The sequence below is a fragment of the Jeotgalibacillus sp. S-D1 genome (assembly GCF_004358665.1).
Taxonomy (GTDB): Bacteria; Bacillota; Bacilli; order Bacillales; family Jeotgalibacillaceae; genus Jeotgalibacillus.
This window is the reverse complement of record NZ_SMZR01000035.1, coordinates 1-1,025: the sequence shown is the minus strand read 5'-3', so window position 1 is coordinate 1,025 and position 1,025 is coordinate 1. Positions and strand designations below refer to the sequence as shown.

The 1,025-nt window shown below is 40.7% G+C and carries 1 protein-coding gene; it reads left to right on the top strand.

Annotation, left to right across the window (positions count from 1 at the left end; genetic code table 11):
* Nucleotides 1–1,016 (top strand): IS701 family transposase (locus tag E2R51_RS20550; protein ID WP_133378736.1); only part of this gene is annotated, 1,016 nt, incomplete at its 5' end.
* Between the last annotated feature and the right edge of the window lie 9 nt (nt 1,017–1,025).

The window sequence follows — 1,025 nt, the reverse complement described above, 5'->3', positions numbered from 1 at the left end:
TCAGTAGCTTTGGTCAAACCACAGCCACAGGCTTATCGGCGATGATGGAGGGTAGCATCAGTCATGATGCTGTGACCAGATTTTTAACAAATAGCGAGTACACTTCAAAGCATCTATGGCAACAGGTCAAACCGACCATACGTGATATAGAAAACGAAGACGGTGTACTGATATTTGATGACACCATACAAGCAAAACCCCATACCAAAGAAAATGAGACAAATTGCTGGCACTATGACCATACGACAAACACCGCAGTCAAAGGCATCAACTTACTGAACTTTTTGTACCATTGTGAGGGTGTCTCGATACCAATAGCCTTTCACATTGTCACCAAACCGATTTGCTACAGTGATATCAGTACTCGAAAAACCAAACGCAAAGCCACGATAACCAAGAATCAGTTGCTAAGAGACATGGTTGATACCGCTTGCCACAACCAAGTTAAGTTCCGTTATGTGCTGATGGATTCATGGTTTACCAGTAAACAGACATTAAAGCATATTCGCAAAAAAGATAAGCATGTAATCGCAGCCCTTAAATCCAATCGTTTAATCGCTCTGAATCTACAAGACAAAAAACAGTCTCGTTATCAGCGAATTGATGAGATAGGACTACCAGATAAAAAAGCCATGACAGGCTATTTAAAAGATTACCCACATGAGGTTGTCTTTATACGCCAAGTCTTTACAAACAAAGACGGTAGCTTAGGTGTGCTATATTTGGTATGTACTGATTCACAACTCCCTGCTGATAAGATCATGAGTCTTTATGAAAAACGCTGGGCAATCGAAGTGTTTCATAAGTCACTCAAGCAAAATGCCAGTTTAGCTAAGTCGCCTGCCCATTCTAAACGGGCAATGCACAATCATGTGTTTTTATCTATTTGTGCTACGGTTAAGCTTGAATGTTTGAAGTTAACCACTAAATTAAATCATTTCGCACTTAAAGCTAAACTTCTTGTCGCGGCTTCAAAAGCGGCTTTCGATGAGCTGACTTTGCTTAGGGCTGCGTAACTTCAGTAA